This is a genomic window from Afipia felis ATCC 53690 (assembly GCF_000314735.2).
GTDB classification, from domain to species: Bacteria; Pseudomonadota; Alphaproteobacteria; order Rhizobiales; family Xanthobacteraceae; genus Afipia; species Afipia felis.
In genome coordinates this window covers 1-3,145 of the sequence record NZ_KB375276.1, presented here as the reverse complement: position 1 = coordinate 3,145, position 3,145 = coordinate 1, and the positions used below count along the sequence as shown (strand labels likewise).

General features: G+C 62.1%; 5 protein-coding genes. 4 read left to right on the top strand and 1 reads right to left on the bottom strand.

Features of this window, described 5'->3' with window-relative positions:
* From HMPREF9697_RS20030 to HMPREF9697_RS20020, 3 genes are all read left to right on the top strand, one after another.
* Positions 1-197 (top strand): hypothetical protein (locus HMPREF9697_RS20030; RefSeq protein ID WP_002719096.1); only part of this gene is annotated, 197 nt, incomplete at its 5' end.
* Positions 198-388: 191 nt separating this feature from the next.
* Complete coding sequence (locus HMPREF9697_RS20025; RefSeq protein ID WP_002719094.1) at positions 389-631, top strand: hypothetical protein; 243 nt, start codon at positions 389-391, stop codon at positions 629-631.
* A complete protein-coding gene (locus tag HMPREF9697_RS20020; RefSeq protein WP_002719093.1) occupies positions 631-1,062 on the top strand; it encodes a hypothetical protein in 432 nt (143 codons plus the stop codon). Before HMPREF9697_RS20025 ends, HMPREF9697_RS20020 begins: the two co-directional genes overlap by 1 nt.
* Here the strand turns inward: HMPREF9697_RS20020 and HMPREF9697_RS20015 are convergent.
* Positions 1,059-1,808: an FkbM family methyltransferase gene (locus tag HMPREF9697_RS20015; RefSeq protein ID WP_002719092.1), complete on the bottom strand. Its 750-nt coding sequence runs from the start codon at positions 1,806-1,808 to the stop codon at positions 1,059-1,061. The genes HMPREF9697_RS20020 and HMPREF9697_RS20015 overlap by 4 nt on opposite strands.
* 581 nt (positions 1,809-2,389) lie before the next feature.
* Between HMPREF9697_RS20015 and HMPREF9697_RS20010 the strand changes: the two genes are divergently transcribed.
* Entirely contained in the window at positions 2,390-2,992 is a 603-nt protein-coding gene (locus tag HMPREF9697_RS20010) for a hypothetical protein (protein WP_002719091.1), read from the top strand.
* The last annotated feature ends 153 nt before the right edge of the window (positions 2,993-3,145 follow it).

Here is a 3,145-nt window from a genome sequence, read left to right as displayed (position 1 = left end):
CCGTCCGCAAATGCGTGAATCCTGATCACCTGCAGGCCGTGCCGCCGATCCTCAATCAGCAGCTCAAGATGCTGCGCCGGATGGGCTACGGCACCTATGACATGGATCTAGACGATGCGCCGCTCGAGCGGCCGCTGCCGGAGGATCCCGCGCCCTTGCTGGCGCCAGGCGAGCGCGAGGACGATTTCTGCTTGTGATCTGCAGCAATAGGAGGAGAGCCCATGTACTGCGCCACCTGCGACCGTACCGAAAACAATGAGCTCGCGTTGATTTTAAAAACCTGTCCGCGCTGTGGCGGCATTCTTCGACGGCCCAGGAGTGGCGACGATCCGCGTCCGCCCGCCGACCAGGCCGTGCTGCGCGCGGCGCGAGCGCAATAGGAGCCGCCATGACCGACCACGCCATGCGATTACTCAAGGCTTCTTTGCACGATCGAGCCGCGGCCAATAAACGGATCGAGGAGTTGCTGAAACGGGAATTCGCGCCGGGCACGGCTGTCAGCTGGCGTCTCTCGGAGAGCTCCGGTTTGGCGATCGGCCTGGTGACGAGGAACTGTTACGGCGATCGGCTCGAGGTGGAAAACGTCCATACCGGCAAGAGGCGCTTTATCCGCGCCTACCAGCTCCGCTGATGCCGATCCGCGCTGAAAACAAGGCGCGTTACCCGGCCGACTGGCCGCAGATCTCGGCCTCGATCCGCGAACGCGCCGGCAACAAGTGCGAGGAATGCGGAGTGGCAAACCGCGCGCTGGGCGGCCGCGCCGATGACGGCACATTCCTGCCGGCGGATCCGACAGGGGACAATGGATTGCGGTTTACATGGCCCACGCCCGGCGAGCATTGGTGGTGCAGCATGCCTGGCGGCCGCCGCGAGTGGCTGCGCATCATCCGCATCGTGCTCACCGTCGCGCACCTCAACCACAAACCCGAGGATTGCCGGCCGGAGAACCTGCGCTGCTGGTGCCAGCGGTGCCACAACCGCTATGACGCGGCCGCGCGCCGGCGCGGCATACAAGAGCGGGCCAAGGCCAAGGCGGCCGTCGGCGATCTGTTCGGCTCCTAGGCCTCACCAGATCCGCTGATGGCAGCGCGTACTTGTTTGGTGATCCACCTTAGCGGCTTGTGACGCAGCAACAGGGCGTCGTCGACGTCCTTGGAATGAAATCGCTTGTAGTCGTCGACCGCAAAGGCAAAGGCCGGCAGCAGCTCGGCCGCACGTTCGTTTGCGATGTAATACCGATTTGCCGCGTCGGCGCGCGCGAACGTGTAGCCGCTTTCCGTGAGCAGGGGCCACCAGCTCTCATCGTGCGAGATCTCGCCGACGATCACCCAAGGGCGAAACCTAGCCAGATCCAGCCCGCGAAATACGAGCGCCTCGGCGCCCTCGGCATCGACCTTGAGGAAATGGATATCCGGCGGCGCGTAACGCGCGCAGATAGCCGTCAGCGTCTCTGTGGGCACGTCATAGGAGCGCTCGAGCAGGTGCGCGCGCTCTTTCGCCACCTCGCCGATCGTTGTCGACAGGCCATGCGCCCAGCCGCCCATCTGATGAAACGTCGTGATGCCGGCACGATCGGACGCGGCCGCGCGCACGTTGATGTCGTTCGGCCGCTTCGCATTGAGCAGATCAATGAAATGCTGGTTCGGATCGACGTTCACGCCGCGCCAGCCAGCGTCATAAAACAGCTTGGTGACGCTATCGATCACAGGATCGTTCGCACCCACGTCGATGTAGAAACCGCACTCGACGTGGCACAGCGCCCGGTGCAGCAGGATGTCTTCAAGGTTCTGCGAATAAGAAACGATCATTCAACCCCTCACCTGTTCGCTTCTAAATCCCGCGCCCGGTTTTCTCAAGTCGCATCGCATTGCGACCTCTCTCACTCCCGCGCCCATTGGGGTTGAAGAAGGAACGCGCGCCTTGTCCGCGCTCGCAAAAATCCCGTGGAAAAAACTGTCACCACCGGCTCGCGCGCGGCGCGCGTACTCAATTCTGATCGCAAACAAAAATCAGGACGGTTGACGAGGCCTGATCGAGGGCATGTTCGGGCTGCGCGTGGTGCGGCTGCGCATAGGGCGCGGGGGAGTGGCTAGACTGTCTTTTCACTGTCTTGCCGCATACCATTGAAGCGCAACGCTAATCTCAAATTCTAGACGGAAAGACACGGCAGACACCGCGCCTATCATGCGCATGCGCGCGCATGCGCGCGCGCGAGGAAAATCAGTGTCTTACCTGTCTATCTGTCTAAAAATATAAATAAGAGAGTCAGAACAACACATTATATATAGACAGCGAAAAGACACCTAAGACACCTCACGCCTCACGGTTGCCAGCTCGCAGGCCGCGCCATGATCCGCAGGCAATTAAAAATGCCCGGATATTCAGAACGATGGCCGAAGCCGACAAAAAGGGGACTTTCGCGGGAGTGATTGCGGCCGCCGCCGACGCCGCGGCCGCAGAAGGATCCGGCGAGCAGCTCGATATGCTGATGCCGCCGACCAGGGCGAACGTCTCCGTGCATGAGGAGGAGCGGATCCGGGCCTCGATCAAGCGCGATCGGGCAGGGCGGCCGCCTGGCGCGAAGAACAAAGTAACCCGCGAAATGCTTGAGTTTCTTCGCAATTCATTCGGCGATCCGATGCTGTGGCGGTTTCGCTATGCGGCTCACACGCCGGAGAGCTTTGCCATCGCCATGAACTGCACGGTGCTGGAGGCCTTCGACCGTCTCGACAAGCTGCATGCTGATCTAGCGCGGTTCTTCTATGCGCAGCAGGCACCGACAGACGCACAGGGCAATGCGGTTGCGCCACGGTTGACCGTCGTGTTCGGCGGGCAGAATGCCGCGCAGATCGGGCCGAACGGTGCCGCGCAGGCACCTTGGCTCTACCTTGAGAAGGCACCGCAGCCCAATGCAGAAACACAGCAAAATCAGGCACTTCTCACAACCGACAATTCAGGGTCGCACGGCGCAGGGTCGCACGGCGAGGAATAGCCTTGAGGTTTCAGCGTCTTGGCACTGGTCCGGCGCTGATCTGAAATCACCGGCCTTGGTGCGGACCTGGGCGGTGATCGCGCCGCCTGGCCGGCGCACGGGCCACCGGTCGCAGCGCCATGTCGCGGCCGGTGGCCCTCGTTTTCGAATGGT